Origin of the sequence: uncultured Aggregatibacter sp. (genome assembly GCF_901873365.1) — a bacterium.
Lineage (GTDB): Bacteria > Pseudomonadota > Gammaproteobacteria > Enterobacterales > Pasteurellaceae > Aggregatibacter.
On sequence record NZ_CABFLM010000053.1, the window covers coordinates 1 to 15339 of the forward strand.

Here is a 15339-nt window from a genome sequence, read left to right on the forward strand (position 1 = left end):
CATCAAGATGCACGCTACAATATGAATCTCCCCTTTTTGATGGCGCGCGTTTCCTAACGCGTGCCTTTTATATCAATTGGTTATCGGCACACGCTGTGAAGCGTGAGCCATCAGCCTTAAAAATAAAAGAATCGTAGCGTGCAACTTGTTGCACGAAATCGTCAATCACGCACCGAGGTGGAATTTCCCCGTAGCGTGCAACTTGTTGCACGAAAAAAAACGCTCATAAGGGAAAATCTTTCGTGCATCAAGATGCACGCTACACACGAAATCGTGAATCCTCGAAAAGGGTTAAATAACGTTCCGTGCGTGGTTCTAATCCCCGTAGCGTGCAACGTGTTGCACGAAATCGTCAATCACGCACCGAGGTTAAATCATTCTCTCCCGTAGCGTGCAACTCGTTGCACGAAAAAACACGTTAAAAACCACCGCACTTCATTCCGCACCGAGGTTGAATCATTCGTGCATCAAGATGCACGCTACGCACGAAAAAATACGTTAAAAAACTACCGCACTTCATTCCGCACCGAGGGGAAATCATTCGTGCATCAAGATGCACGCTACGAGAGAATCAGTGAATCGCGTACCGAGGTTGAATCATTCGTGCAACAAGTTGCACGCTACGCACGAAAAAACACGCTCAAAAACCACCGCACTTCATTCCGAGCCGAGGTGAAATCATTCGTTCATCAAAATACACGCGACAATATGGGAAAAACGCGCTGTTGCGCAAATGTAAAACAATGTAAACTCAAGGCGTGGGGTGTTGCAGTGGTTGACCTGTGGTTATTTTTTGAATATCATGCCGAGGTTAAGGTATAGGTTGAAATAATACCCTTTAAAATGCCGCGCGAGGTGATTTAAAGTGTGGTCGTTTTCACGGTGTTTTTCAATCGACACTTTCAGTACTTTTAAGGAGGATTGTGAGCAACAAAAGCATTCACTTCTAAAAAGCAGAACGGTTAAAAGCAAAGCAAAAAAGTTTTACGGCTGGCGACAGCCTTCGTTTTCTTCATAAAAAAGGAAATCACTTATGAATCATATTTACAAAAGCATTTTTAATAAGGCGCTTGGTGTGTTCACCGCCGTCCCTGAATTTGCTTCTGCACATGGCAAGGGTTCCGAAAGAACTGTTGTCGGTCGTGTTGCGAAAGGCACCTCCGGCTTTGCTGCCAGTGCGCTTGCCATCTCTGTTGGGTTGGCGTTAACCTCCACAAGTGCGGTTGGTTATCCGGGAATTTATATAAATGACAGACAGGCAGGTAACTGCTTGGCAATTAATGATTCGGCTATTCCAAATCTTGGAGTGGGTACAATTCTTGATGTAAATTCAACACCGGGAAGTGTTGTGTTGAAAGTGCCTGGAACATCTACCGCTCCAGCAGGTATTACCCCAAGCTATTATAATGCGGCGGGTTCCGCTCGTCCTTGTACGGCAGTCGGCGGTAGTGTGGTTGATAACAGAGAGACCCAAACTAACAGAACCTTGTTTTATGGTGGTGCAGGTGCAGCAACTGAAGCAGATGAAGTTAACAATGAAAACAACGGTGCGAAAAATCTCACCCTTGGCGGTCGTTTAGACGTGAACTCCGGTATCATCGGTGTGGGTGATCGTGGTGTGAATGGCTTGGACGCAACCAACAGCATCCGTATGGGAATGGGAACAGCGCTTTCTGACGACAATAAAAAAACTGATGCAGTTACCATTGGTGTGAATGCGGGTGCATCAGCAAAACACGCGACAGCAATTGGTTCGGCTACGACAGCGAAAACCGGTTACTCCACCGCATTGGGTTATCAAGCGCAAGCCGGTGACCCTGCCGTAACACTTTTGAATGGTGAATATGCGACGGCAATTGGTGGGCAAGCGAAAGCGCTTCATGCTCAGGCAACAGCGGTCGGTGCAGAATCAGTCGCCTCAGGTGTGGGGCAAACATCGATTGGTGCTTATGCTGGTAAAAACGGGACAGGTGACCAAGTTAGACAAAGTTATGGTATATTCATTGGTCGTTTCGCCGGTAGTGATAACCAAAATCCAAATGCAGCAACTGAAGGTGGTAACAACTACGGCGTCTCTATTGGTGAATCTGCCGGTCGTTATGGTCAAGGTGGTACTCGTAACACTGCTATCGGTGAACAAGCCGGTCAATATCTAAAAGGCTCCCATAACATTGCTATGGGGACTAATGCCGGTTCCGGTAGTGCTACGGATAAGCTTGAAGTGAGCAATACCACCGCAATTGGTAATGCTGCTAAAGCACTTACTACTAATTCCATTTCAATTGGTCTCAATTCAAAATCAGGTAAAGCGGATGCTTTTAGCGGTGAGAATTCCATTGCAATCGGTAGCATTGCTGAAGCAATGGGCACGTCCTCTATAGCAATGGGTTCGCATGCGTCCACCTCTAATGGGCATGATTCTATTGCACTAGGGACATATGCGACCACTGAAAATCAAAAAGCTACTGCTATTGGTTCGTACTCTGCTGCAACCGGTCGGCAAAGCCTTACCATTGCTAACAACTATGATTCTAAGAATCTAAAACCTGTTTCTGTTGCAAGCGGAGCTCGTGCGACAGTCATCGGTGCTGAAACCACCGTTTCCGGCGACAATTCCGTAGCCATCGGTGATACAAACACCGTTGCAAGCGCACGTACTTATGCACTTGGTAACAATATCAATGCAGCGGCAGGTACAGATGATTCATTAGTGTTTGGTACGAGAGCGGCTGTTAGTGCACGGGATACCATTGCAATGGGTAATACCGCGCAAGCGAAAACAAGACATTCCATTGCGATTGGTCAAGATTCTTCCGCCGGTGATGATAGCGCAAATGCAGAACAAAAAGGCGTATCTGCCGTTGCGATTGGTCATGGTGCTAAAGCGAATTACTATGATGCCATTGCAATCGGTGCAAGAGCAACCGTTGCTCCGGCAGCAGGTAATACGACCGCCGCAGATTCCATCGCCATTGGTGTAGAAGCAACAGCGGACAACTACAAAACTACCGCTATCGGTACATACGCGAGAGCCAAAGGCAGACAAAGTACAGTTATTGCTAACAACGTCCAAGGTTCAAACTATTCCACCGCAAGTGGCGATCGTTCACAAGTTTACGGTGTAGAAACCACCGTTTCCGGTAACAACTCCGTCGCTATCGGTGACACAAACAATGTTGCAAGCGCCCGCACTTATGCAATTGGTAACAATATCAATTTAGCAGCAGGTACAGGTGATTCACTTGTATTTGGTACGCAAGCCCATACAGGAGCTAGTCATGCTGTTGCCATGGGTAAAAATGCGACGGTGCAAGCTCAATCTGGCGTTGCGATCGGTGACAATGCGGTAACGAATGGTATTAATCAAGTTTCCATAGGTTACAAAGCAGGCGATGTTACTGAAACTGACAATAAGAAAACTCCTCGTACTACGGATATTGGTAATTTTGGTGTAATGATTGGTAATTATGCCGGTGCACAATATACAGCGGATCAAAATACACCGGTTAAACATCAACATGGTACTGTGGCTGTTGGTACGCAAGCAGGTAGAGCCGGTAAAGATAGTTGGTCAAATATCGCTCTCGGTAATCAAGCAGGACGTGCAGTACATGGTAATGACAACATTGCTATTGGTGTGAATTCCGGTTCAGGTAAAATGACCGATAAGTTTGATAGTGATGGTAAAGATGTCAGCACAGTAGATGAGTATCTGAATGTCCAACACACCCTGTCTATGGGTACACTGTCAACAGTGAAAAACAACTTTAACATTGCTATTGGTACAACGGCAAATGCCGGTAATGGAGAAAAAAATCCTGACGGTTCAACGAAGAACGGTTATAGCGTTGCAATTGGTACTTCAGCTAATGCGTCTGCTTTAAGCTCTATGGCATTAGGGGCTGGTGCTTCTGCTTCACATGAATACTCAGTAGCGTTAGGTCGTTTATCTCAAACCTCTGATGTTCACACCGGTGCTTACACCCTTAACGGTTCCTACACTGCCGCAGGTTTGCCTAAAGCAGCGAATGGCACCGTGTCTGTGGGTTCTGCAGGTAAAGAGCGTCAAATCCAAAACGTGGCTGCAGGCGTGATTAGCGCAACCAGCACCGATGCGATTAACGGTAGCCAACTTTATGCAACCAATAACTACTTAAGCAATCTCGCGACTGGCGTGCAAAACGTCCTTGGTGGTGATGCGGCAGTTGATAATTCCGGCAACCTGACCATGAGTAACATTGGTGGCACAGGCAAAGGTAACGTCAACGATGCTATCGCTGCAGCAAACACCAAAGTGGCGGCAGGTGAGAATATCACCGTAACCCCAACCACTAACGCTGACGGCAGCAAAACCTACACCGTGGCAACCACAAAAGACTTGGTTGTGAATTCTGTGAAAGCAGGCGACACAACAGTGAACACGGATGGCTTAACCATTGCAGGTGGTCCTTCTGTGAAGAAAGACGGTATCAACGCAGGTGATAAGAAAATTACCGGTGTGGCTGACGGCAACGTTGCCGCAGGCAGCAAGGAAGCGGTGAACGGCGGTCAATTAGCGGAAGTGAAAGCCAAAGCGGATAGCGCAGTACAAGACGTGGTATCTTCAAATCCAACCGCACTGACTGCAAACAAAGTAGGCAACACAGTTACGTTAACACCAAACTTTATCGCAGGTGACTTAGTGAATGCTGACGGTACAGTCAATGACCCAGCAGCCGCAGACGAAGGCAAATTGGTGAGCGCGAAAACTGTTGCTGACGCATTAAAAGCAAACCACTTCGTGGTGGATACCAAAGCCAACGGCGGTACAGTTGATGCTGCTTCTGAAGAAAATGCGAAAGTGGGTTCAGGCAATAAAGTGACCTTTGAAGCAGGTAAAAACTTAGTTGCACAACAAACCAACACCGCTAACGGTGGCGCGACAGTGAACTACAAACTGAGCGATACGCTAGAAAATCTTGTCAGCGTGAAATCGGCTGAAATTGAAGCAGGTATTGGCCCGAACAAAGTGGTGTTAAATAACAATGGCGTGAAAGTGGGCGATAGCACATTGAACGACAAAGGCTTAACCATCAATAACGGTCCAAGCGTAACGGATGCAGGCATCAATGCAGGTAATAAGAAAATCACTGACGTTGCACCGGGCGCAGTGACCCCAACCAGCAAAGATGCGGTTAACGGTAGCCAGTTGTACAACGTAGCGGATAACGTGAAAGACTTAATCGGTCCGGATGCAACTATCGATCCTGCGACAGGTAAAGTAACTGTAGCTGATCCTACTCAAGGTATCGCAGGTACCGGTAAAGGTACAATCGGCGAAGCGATTAAATCTGTGAAAGATAAAGCAGACACCGCAGTGCAAGACATCAAGTCCGGCGATGAGAAAGCATTATCTGTAACAAAAGCAGGCAATACTTACACCATCACACCTAACCTCAGCGGTGATTTAGTGGATGCGAATGGCAACATCACAGCACCAACAACACCGGCAGATAAAGGCAAGTTAGTGACTGCAGGCACCGTTGCTGAAGCGCTTGCAAATACCCACTTCGTGGTGGATACCAAAGCGACTGACGGCGAATTGGATGCTGCTTCTCAAGCTGACCAAAAAATCAAAGCCAGCAACAAAGTCACTCTTCAAGCAGGTAAAAACTTGAAAGCGAAACAAACCAATGGCGCAAATGGCGCAGAAGTGGAATTCTCGCTTAAAGACAGCATTAGCTTGACACAAGTAACTGCAGGTGACAGCACATTGAACACCGATGGCTTAACCATTGCAGGCGGTCCTTCTGTGAAGAAAGACGGTATTGACGCAGGTGATAAGAAAATCACTAACGTTGCACCGGGTGCAGTAACAGCAGCTAGCAAAGATGCGGTTAACGGTAGCCAGTTGTACAACGTAGCGGATAACGTGAAAGACTTAATCGGTCCGGATGCAGCTATCGATCCTGCGACAGGTAAAGTGACTGTAGCTGATCCTGCGAAAGGTATCGGTGAAACCGGTAAAGGTAACATTGGTGATGCGATCAAACACGTTAACGATGCAGCGAAAGCTGCAGCAGAAACTGCAGCGAAACACACCACTGTTGTTGAAGGCAAAAACGTGAAAGTAACGAAAGGCAAAAATGCCGCCGGCGGTGATGAATACACTGTGGCGACAAAAGATGACCTTGATGTCACTTCCGTCACTGCGGGTAATACCACAGTGAACACCAACGGTTTAACCATCACAGGTGGCCCAAGCGTAACACGTGGCGGTATTGATGCCGGTAATAGAGTTATCTCCGGTGTGAAAGCGGGTGATGTTTCTGCAACCAGCCAAGAAGCCGTGAACGGTTCACAACTTCATGCAACCAACACCAAATTGGATGGCGTGAAAGCGAAAGCCGACACCGCAGTACAAGATGTGAAATCCGGTGATGAAAATGCATTAACTGCAGTGAAAGATCCGAACACCAACATCGTAACCGTAACGCCTAAACTCAGCGGTGATTTAGTGGATGCAGATGGCAACATCACAGCACCAGCAACACCGGCAGATAAAGGCAAGTTAGTGACTGCAGGCACCGTTGCACAAGCACTTGCAAACACTCACTTCGTGGTGGATACAGCGAAGACTGATGGTGAATTAGATACTGCTTCTGAACACGATCAAAAAATCAAAGCCAGCAACAAAGTCACTCTTCAAGCAGGTAAAAACTTGAAAGCGAAACAAACCAATGGCGCAAATGGTGCCCAAGTGGAATTCTCGCTTAAAGACAGCATCAGCTTGACTCAAGTGACTGCAGGCACAGGTGACAACCAAGTTGTATTAGGCAACAACGGCGTTCAAGTAGGTGGCAACACTTACATCAACAAAGATGGCTTAAATGCAAATGGTAACAAGATTACCAACGTTGCTGACGGCGTTGATCCAAAAGATGCGGTGAACAAAGGTCAGTTAGATGCCGTGAAAGGCGTTGCTGACAGCGCAGTGAAATCTGTGAAAGCCAAAGACGGCGAAGAAAACTTAGTGGTTGACAACACCGATCCGAAGAATCCGAAATTAAGCTTGAAGAAAGACTTAACCGTGGATTCTGTGAAAGCAGGTGACAGCACATTGAATACCGATGGCTTAACCATTGCAGGCGGTCCTTCTGTGAAGAAAGACGGCATTAATGCAGGTGATAAAACAATCACTAACGTTGCACCGGGCGCAGTGACCCCAACCAGCAAGGATGCGGTTAACGGTAGCCAGTTGTACAACGTAGCGAATAACGTGAAAGACTTAATCGGTCCGGATGCCACTATCGATCCTGCGACAGGTAAAGTCACTGTAGCTGATCCTGCGAAAGGTATCGGTGAAACCGGTAAAGGTAACATCGGTGATGCGATCAAACACGTTAACGATGCAGCGAAAGCAGCAGCAGACACTGCGAAGAAACACACCACTGTAGAACAAGGCGACAACATTGTTGTGGAAGAATCCCTCAATGCTGACGGCGGTAAACACTACAAAGTGTCCACTGCGAGAGACTTGAACGTGGATTCTGTGAAAGCAGGCGATACTACCGTGAATAACGATGGTGTAACCATCGCCGGTGGTCCTTCTGTCACGAAAGGTGGCATTAACGCAGGCGGTAATACCATCACTAACGTTGCTGACGGTGTGAATCCAAATGATGCAGTGAACAAAGGTCAGTTAGATAAAGTGGCCGGCGTTGCTGACAGCGCAGTGAAATCTGTGAAAGCCGCGGACGGTGAACAAAACTTAGTGGTTGACAACACCGATCCGAAGAATCCGAAATTAAGCTTGAAGAAAGACTTAACCGTGGATTCTGTGAAAGCAGGTGACAGCACATTGAACAACGATGGCTTAACCATCGCAGGCGGTCCTTCTGTGAAGAAAGACGGTATTGATGCAGCTGATAAGAAAATCACTAACGTAGCAGCCGGCGATGTCGCAGAAAACAGCAAAGATGCTGTGAACGGCGGTCAGTTACATAATGTAGCGAAAGGCGTAGCAGACGTGTTAGGTGGTGATGCAGCAGTGGATGGCAATGGTAAAGTTACCATGACCAATATCGGCGAAACCGGTAAAGGTAACGTTAACGATGCGATCAAACACGTTAACGATTTAGCGAAAAACGCAGCAGACACTGCGAAGAAACACACCACTGTAGAACAAGGCGACAACATTGTTGTGGAAGAATCCACCAATGCTGACGGCGGTAAACACTACAAAGTGTCCACCGCGAAAAACTTGAACGTGGATTCTGTGAAAGCAGGCGATACTACCGTGAATAACGATGGTGTAACCATTAATAACGGTCCAAGCATGACCAAAGATGGCATTAATGCGAACAATACTAAGGTAACTAACGTTGCTGATGGTGTGGATGCAGCAGATGCAGTCAATAAAGGTCAGTTAGACAAAGTGGATACAAAAGTATCTAACGTGGCTCAAAACGTTGTTAATGTGTTAGGCGGCGACGCGACAGTGAATGGCAATGGCGACATTACCATGAGCAACATCGGTGAAACCGGTAAAGGCAACATTAACGATGCAATTAAATCGGTAAACGACCTTGCGAAGAAAGCAGCTGCTGAGAAAACCAGCGTGAAAGCTAAAGAAGGCCGTTCTAACGTGACTGTGACTGAAGGCGTTAACGCAGCAGGCGGTCATGAATATACCGTTGATGTTGAACGTTCTGTGACTAACGCAGGCAGCGACTATGTCACCGTGACTAACAACCACGATGCCGACACCAACACAACCACTTACACTGTGGATGTGTCTGCTAAGACAAAAGCAAGTCTTGCAAAAGCTGACAGTGCGGTACAAGGTTTAACCTCTAAAGATGGTAACCTAAACTTCACTAAAGGCGCGAACGGTAACGTGGAAGTGAGCTTCAACGATAACCTTAACGTGAAGAACGTAACGACAGATCGTGTTCAAGTTGCAAACGGTCCGAGCATGAGCAAAGACGGCATCAATGCTGCGGGTAAAGCCATCAGCAACGTTGCTAACGGCAATGTCGCGGCTGACAGCAAAGATGCGGTCAACGGCGGTCAATTACATGAAACTGCGAAGAGCGTGGCTGATGTGATTGGCGGCGGCGCAACCGTGAAAGACGGCAAAGTGGTTGCAGGCCAAAACGGTATCGGTAACACCGGACAAAATACCGTTCATGGCGCGATTGCGGCAATTAACCAAAATACCGCAAACAACTTCAACCAAATCCGTGGCGATCTACGTAAAATGGATCGTGACTTACGCGGCGGTATCGCGGGCGCATTGGCAACAGCCGGTCTTCCGCAAGCCTTCCGTCCGGGTAAGAGCATGGTTGCAGCAGCAGCAAGTACCTATCGCGGTCAGAGCGGCTTAGCGATTGGTGTATCCCGTATTTCTGATAACGGTAAAATTATCTTGAAAGTCACCGGTAACACCAACTCCCGCGGCGACTTCGGCGGTACAATCGGCGCCGGTTACCAATGGTAATCACTCCGCAGCTCACCTAACCGGTGAACTCGCTTAACAAAAAAGCACGACATTTTCATGTCGTGCTTTTTTTATTCGTAACATACAACTTATTGCACAACGGAACGTTATTTAATCCTTTCGGACATTTACGATTTCATGCATAGCGTGCAACTTATTGCACGAAAGATTCAACCCCGATACGTAATTCACGATTCCCTCGTAGCGTGCATCTTGATGCACGACCGAATCAACCACGGCACGAAATAAAGTGCGGTGATTTTTGCGTGTGTTTTTTCAGACAAGGTATTATCCACCGTCACGAACGTTATTCATTTCGAATGTAGCGTGCAACTTGTTGCACGAATGATTCAACCTCTGTAAGCGATTCACGATTCCCTCGTAGCGTGCATCTTGATGCACGACCGAACTACGCACGGAACGTTATTTACCCTTTCCGAATATTCACGATTTCGTGCAACAAGTTGCACGCTACGATCCACGATCAACCCACACACGGAACGAAATAAAGTGCGGTGATTTTTGCGTGTGTTTTTTCAGACAACGTATTATCCACCATCACGAACGTTATTCATTTCGAATGTAGCGTGCAACTTGTTGCACGAATAATCAACCCCGATATGTGATTCACGATTCCCTCGTAGCGTGCATCTTGATGCACGAAAGATTTAACCTCGGTGCGAGCTTCACGATTTCGTGCAACAAGTTGCACGCTACGATCCACGACCAACCCACGCACGGAACGAAATAAAGTGCGGTGATTTTTGCGTGTGTTTTTTCAGACAACGTATTATCAACCGTCAAGAGCGTTATTCATTTCGAATGTAGCGTGCAACTTGTTGCACGAATGATTCAACCTCTGTAAGCGATTCACGATTCCCTCGTAGCGTGCAACTTGTTGCACGAATGAATCAACCCCGATACGCGATTCACGATTCCCTCGTAGCGTGCAACTTGTTGCACGAATGATTCAACCGCGATACGCGATTCATGATTCCCTCGTAGCGTGCAACTTGTTGCACGACCGAATCAACCACGGAACGAAATAAAGTGCGGTGATTTTTGCGTGTGTTTTTTCAAACAACGCATTATCAACCGTCAAGAGCGTTATTCATTTCGTGCAACAAGTTGCACGCTACGATTTCCGGTTTCGTGCATCAAGATGCACGCTACGATCCACAATTTCGTGCAACAAGTTGCACGCTACGATTTATGATTTCGTGCAACGAGCTACACGCTACGGGGATTATTCTTGATATAAATTTTGTATTTTGACGCTGATATCGCCACCCCAATCGAGAGGATATATTTGGTCGGTTACATCACGGTGAAATGATGAATATGGCCAATCTTTAACAGCGGTGACGTAACCATGTTTGACAGGGTTATAATAAATATAATCCCAATGGTTTGAGAGGTCTTGTTCGTTACGGATAAGATGTTCCCAAAAACGGCGTTGCCAAATACCAAGATCCCCTCGTCTTCGTTGGCTTTGATTTGGCAGCCGGCAATGTGCGGGGATTTTTTGGCTAAATAGGGTTTTTAATAAACGAATTCGGGTGGCATAACGATGATCATTTTCAGGTAATTCCATGAGCCAATGAAGATGATCCGGTAATATACAGATGGCAATTGTTTTGAAAGGATAACGTTGTTGTGTTTCGATAAAAGCCGCTCGCAGTTCGTTAATATAGCGAGTTAGCCAATCTTTTGAACGATCTTGAAGCGCAAGCGTGAAAAAATAGGTACCACCCTCAGTGAGGTCTCGTCGATAAGTTGCCATAGGGGTTTCTTGTGCAGTTGTTCACATTCTATGCATCATTATACCAAATAAGCTTTTTGTATTCAGTAGCACGAATGATTCAACCGCGATACGCGATTCACGATTCCCTTGTAGCGTGCAACTTGTTGCACGAATGATTCAGCCCCGATGCGTGATTCACGATTTACGACCAAACCACGCACGGAACGTTATTTAATGCTTTCGAATATTCGTAATTTCGTGCAACAAGTTGCACGCTACGATTTCCGATTTCGTGCAACAAGTTGCACGCTACGATTTACGATTTCATGCAACAAGTTGCACGCTTCGATGAATTAATCGTCTCCCCAAAGCACATACGATAGATAAAAAAGTGCGGTGAAAAACAAGGTATTTTTTCACCGCACTTTAACTGTGATTCAACGACAAGCTGAGCTTATAAAATCACATCTAATTTATCATAAGCACGACGGGCTTTTTCTAAGGCTTTTTCAACGCTGATGTCGCGTGCCAAAATCACCCCTAAACGGCGATGGCCATTCACTTCACCTTTACCAAAAAGGCGTAAGTTGGTTTGCGGTTCGGCAAGTACCTGCTCTACGTTGGCAAATTGTACTTGGTTGGATTTGCCTTCTACCACAATGGCTTTGGACGCGGACGGGCTGATGAAATCGATGCTCGGAATCGGCAAGCCTAAAATGGCACGAGCGTGTAAGGCGAACTGTGATAACTCTTGTGAGATCATGGTCACCATACCGGTATCGTGTGGACGTGGGGAGACTTCGTTAAAAATCACGTCATCGCCACGCACGAACATTTCCACACCAAAAATCCCTCGACCACCTAATGCACCGGTGATTTTCTCTGCAATGTCTTGCGCTTTTTTCAATGCGGTTTCTGACATGGCTTGTGGTTGCCAAGATTCACGGTAATCGCCATCCACTTGAATGTGCCCGATGGGCGCAAGGAATGAGGTACCATTCACATGGCGCACCGTGAGCTGGGTAATTTCGTAATCAAATTGAATGAACCCTTCCACAATAACGCGCCCTGCGCCGGCTCGTCCGCCTTCTTGGGCGTAATCCCATGCCGATTGGATTTGATCGAGGGTGCGAATGACGCTTTGTCCATGACCGGAGGAGGACATAATCGGTTTGACCACGCACGGAACACCGATTTTTTCGACCGCACTTTTGAAGTCGTCAAAGTTATCTACGAATTCATAAGGTGAGGTTGGCAAGCCCAATTCTTCGGAGGCTAAACGACGAATGCCTTCACGGTTCATGGTTAGTTTCGTAGCTTTGGCGGTCGGGATAACGGTGAACCCTTCTTGTTCCAGTTCAAGTAAAGTATCGGTGGCGATAGCTTCCACTTCCGGCACGATAAAATCAGGACGTTCCTTTTCCACAACGGCGCGTAATGCCGCGCCATCCAACATGGAAATGGTGTAGGCGCGGTGTGCCACTTGCTGTGCAGGCGCGTTTTCATAGCGATCTACCGCAATCACTTCAACACCTAAACGTTGTAATTCAATGACAACTTCTTTGCCCAATTCACCCGCACCAAGCATCATCACTTTCAGTGCTTTTGGGGTTAATGGCGTGCCGATTGTGGTCATGGGGGGCTCCTTATTGTTTGAGTAAACTTTCGTCTAAGGTTAAATCTTCGTTTTTATTCACGCCGATACCGCGTGCTAATACGTTTTGCGCGATTTGATGGGCTTCCTCCAAAGAATGTTCGGTGTATGTACCGCATTGGTATTCATTCAGTTCAGGAATTTCACGTTGATTTTTCACATTGAGAATATCCTGCATGGAGGCTGCCCAAGCCTGTGCAACTTGGGTTTCGTTCGGGGTACCGATTAAGGACATATAAAAACCGGTGCGGCAACCCATCGGAGAAATATCAATAATTTCGACCTCTTGACTATTGAGATGATCACGCATGAAACCGGCAAATAAATGTTCCAATGTGTGAATGCCCTTCGGTGGCAAATTTTCCTTATTAGGAATGGTAAAACGCAAGTCAAAAACCGTGATGGTATCGCCTTTTGGCGTTTGCATTGTTTTGGCAATTCGCACTGCTGGCGCATTCATTCGGGTATGATCCACTTTGAAGCTATCAAGTAATGGCATAATCTCTCCTTAATTGGTGTCATTTGGGGCTAAAAAACAGCGTTTATAAAAAATTGATAAAATTTTTTAAATTTCTGCGAACTTTTTCCGTTATACTGCAGTCTTAGATAGCGAGCAACTTGCAGTTGTTTTAATAAAATTGGTTCCTTAGGTTATTCGCCTCTCCTTGTGAGAGGCATTTTTTTCGCCATTCTACAGGAAAATCCTCACGTTACAGAATAGCGAGTCCAAAAAATAGCAAAAAAACATACCGCACTATTTTGCCCAGTGTCATAAAAATCAGACACGCTACCCAGTTTAACCTCAACCAGCCTGCCACCGCGCAAAATACATCACCTACAATCGGTAACCAGCTAAAAAATAACATCACGCTGCCGTAACCTTGTGTTTTTGCTAATACCCACGAGAGTTTGGCATTTTGTGGTGGAGGATTAAACGTCGGAAGCCAACGCCCAAGTGAATAGGTAGTCAGGCTGCCCAGCGTGTTTCCGGCGATTGCCGTCCACAATAGGCTTTGAATATCCAAAGAAAAATAAGGGGAACCCGTCCATAAGAGCGGCGTGACGAGGGTGAGAAAAACAATTTCGGAATTGCCGGGAAGCACAGTGGCACTGAGGAAGGCGCTGGCAAACATAATCCACAATCGATGCTCGCCAAATAAGGCGAACCATCCATCCCAGCTAAAAAGATCAAACATGATGTAATAGGTCAAAAATCAGTGCATCAGTCATTTTTAGAATTGATGCGGAACGCGTTTCATCACGCCGGACTACGTAATAATTTATTCACTCGCACATCAAACACATCCATGCCCGCATTTAATCCAGCCTGAATACCCAAATCGCCATCTTCAAACACTAAACAGCGCTGCGGTTTCACTTGAATCAATTCAGCACAACGTAAAAACGTATCCGGTGCCGGTTTGTGATGTTGAATATCTTCGGCAGTAACAATCGCGGAAAAATATTTCTCAAAATCAAACTTATCCAACAAAATTTGGGCGATGGGGCGATAAGAGCCTGTGCCAAGGGCAAGCGGTTTTTTATTATAAAAATGACGAACAACATCCGCTGCAGGAAGCAATGTGGCGTGTTTCATGATCAGCTGTTTGCCATATTCTCTTTTTAATTCGATCACATCATCTAATTTATCTAACGGCATGGCATGACGTTTCATCATTTCTAACGCAATGTCTTTCACCGGCGCGCCACCCATTTCATACAATAAATTGCCATCAAATGGATAACCAAAATGTTGTCCAACCATTTCCCACGCTTTCGCATGACTCGGCATCGTATCAATAACCGTGCCGTCCATATCAAAAATCAAACCGTCATATTCATTAATGAAATTATTCTGTAACATCTCGCTTTCCGAATTATTTTAAATAAGAAGAGTGCGCTATTTTCCTACAAATTTGTGATCAATGCACCGTTTAATTCATACGAATTTCGTTATACTGAGATCATTTTATTGAGAGTGAACAAATGGATCTTCAACAGCGACTTGGGGCGTTTCAAGCCCGAGAATTAATTGACGAACATATTGTACAAACGGTATTGAACGTACGTTGCCACTTGCAACAAGATTGGTTGGCAGACGTAGAAACCGAGCAGGTTAAAATGATGTTAGTGCATCTCGCCAGTGCCTTGGGTCGGATTCAACGTGGGCATTGTGTTTCACCGTTGTATGCCGATTTTTTAGCAGAAATCCAAAGTGCGGTGGTTTTTCCGCAAGTTTTACAGATTCATCAAAAAATATTGGCATGCCTTCCGTTTGCCATTCCCGAAGAAGAACAAACCTATTTTCTCGCCAATGTGTATGCCTTAGTGCTGGATCAGCCACAGGTGCTGGCTTTTGTGGACAAAACTGCTTGAGAAAATGACCGCACTTTAGGCAATGCGGCTATCCGTTATGGCGTTATCATGTCCCTATATTAATAAAGACAGGCATAAAGCCTG

The 15339-nt window shown here is 46.1% G+C and carries 8 protein-coding genes; 3 read left to right on the forward strand and 5 right to left on the reverse strand.

The features are described from left to right. The first annotated feature begins 462 nt into the window (after nt 1-462). Together QZ106_RS03680 and QZ106_RS03685 are read left to right on the forward strand one after the other, a co-directional pair. Nucleotides 463-822 carry a hypothetical protein gene (locus tag QZ106_RS03680; RefSeq protein WP_295974398.1) on the forward strand — a complete coding sequence of 120 codons (360 nt, stop codon included), beginning with the start codon at nt 463-465 and terminating at the stop codon, nt 820-822. Nucleotides 823-1033: 211 nt separating this feature from the next. Next, nucleotides 1034-9481: a YadA-like family protein gene (locus QZ106_RS03685; RefSeq protein WP_295974401.1), complete on the forward strand. Its 8448-nt coding sequence runs from the start codon at nt 1034-1036 to the stop codon at nt 9479-9481. A 1246-nt stretch (nt 9482-10727) separates the two neighbouring features. Here QZ106_RS03685 and QZ106_RS03690 read toward each other — a convergent pair. The 5 genes from QZ106_RS03690 to QZ106_RS03710 all read right to left on the reverse strand — a co-directional run bounded on the left by QZ106_RS03690 (nt 10728) and on the right by QZ106_RS03710 (nt 14743). Continuing rightward, complete coding sequence (locus tag QZ106_RS03690; RefSeq protein ID WP_209363523.1) at nt 10728-11264, reverse strand: transposase; 537 nt, start codon at nt 11262-11264, stop codon at nt 10728-10730. A gap of 415 nt (nt 11265-11679) precedes the next feature. Then, entirely contained in the window at nt 11680-12861 is a 1182-nt protein-coding gene (purT, locus tag QZ106_RS03695; RefSeq protein WP_295974408.1) for a formate-dependent phosphoribosylglycinamide formyltransferase, read from the reverse strand. 10 nt (nt 12862-12871) lie between these two features. Further along, nucleotides 12872-13378, reverse strand: coding sequence for an S-ribosylhomocysteine lyase (gene luxS, locus QZ106_RS03700; protein ID WP_209363519.1), 507 nt, complete (start codon nt 13376-13378; stop codon nt 12872-12874). 211 nt (nt 13379-13589) lie between these two features. Then, nucleotides 13590-14075 (reverse strand): VTT domain-containing protein, encoded by a 486-nt coding sequence (locus QZ106_RS03705; RefSeq protein WP_295974413.1) that lies wholly within the window; start codon nt 14073-14075, stop codon nt 13590-13592. A gap of 62 nt (nt 14076-14137) precedes the next feature. After that, nucleotides 14138-14743, reverse strand: coding sequence for a beta-phosphoglucomutase family hydrolase (locus tag QZ106_RS03710; RefSeq protein ID WP_290521040.1), 606 nt, complete (start codon nt 14741-14743; stop codon nt 14138-14140). Nucleotides 14744-14865: 122 nt separating this feature from the next. On the opposite strand from QZ106_RS03710, the gene QZ106_RS03715 reads away from it, so the two are divergent. Continuing rightward, entirely contained in the window at nt 14866-15255 is a 390-nt protein-coding gene (locus tag QZ106_RS03715; RefSeq protein WP_021616343.1) for a hypothetical protein, read from the forward strand. The last annotated feature ends 84 nt before the right edge of the window (nt 15256-15339 follow it).

Bases quoted from the DNA above. Each gene is read 5' to 3' on its own strand.
- QZ106_RS03685 (WP_295974401.1), top strand. From the start codon at position 1,034: ATGAATCATATTTACAAAAGCATTTTTAATAAGGCGCTTGGTGTGTTC.
- QZ106_RS03690 (WP_209363523.1), bottom strand. From the start codon at position 11,264: ATGGCAACTTATCGACGAGACCTCACTGAGGGTGGTACCTATTTTTTC.
- purT (WP_295974408.1), bottom strand. From the start codon at position 12,861: ATGACCACAATCGGCACGCCATTAACCCCAAAAGCACTGAAAGTGATG.
- luxS (WP_209363519.1), bottom strand. From the start codon at position 13,378: ATGCCATTACTTGATAGCTTCAAAGTGGATCATACCCGAATGAATGCG.
- QZ106_RS03705 (WP_295974413.1), bottom strand. From the start codon at position 14,075: ATGTTTGATCTTTTTAGCTGGGATGGATGGTTCGCCTTATTTGGCGAG.
- QZ106_RS03710 (WP_290521040.1), bottom strand. From the start codon at position 14,743: ATGTTACAGAATAATTTCATTAATGAATATGACGGTTTGATTTTTGAT.
- QZ106_RS03715 (WP_021616343.1), top strand. From the start codon at position 14,866: ATGGATCTTCAACAGCGACTTGGGGCGTTTCAAGCCCGAGAATTAATT.